Raw genomic sequence first — 333 nt, forward strand, 5'->3', positions numbered from 1 at the left:
TACTGACGAATGGTACGTGGATGGTATGTCAACCTCGATGCCTAAAGAAATTCAAGAAAAGATGCTGCATTCCGTAAAAGGGCTGGAAAAAGCCAAGCTGATGCGGCCAGGCTATGCAATCGAGTATGACGTGGTGGCGCCATATCAGCTGCATCCAACCCTGGAAACCAAGCTGGTCAAGAATCTGTTTACGGCTGGCCAGACCAATGGCACCTCGGGTTATGAAGAGGCAGCTGGTCAAGGGCTGATCGCAGGCATCAATGCCGGGCTGCGTGCCCAAGGCAAGGGGCCGTTCGTGTTGAAACGCTCTGATGCTTACATTGGCGTAATGAT

1 protein-coding gene is annotated in these 333 nt (G+C 52.3%); it reads left to right on the forward strand.

Annotated elements, in window-relative coordinates; all coding sequences use genetic code 11:
• A partial coding sequence (locus P0G09_RS16445; protein WP_275253199.1) for an FAD-dependent oxidoreductase occupies positions 1–333 on the forward strand: 333 nt, incomplete at both ends.

The organism is Faecalibacterium sp. DFI.5.82, assembly GCF_029076575.1.
Taxonomy (GTDB): Bacteria; Bacillota; Clostridia; order Oscillospirales; family Ruminococcaceae; genus Faecalibacterium; species Faecalibacterium duncaniae.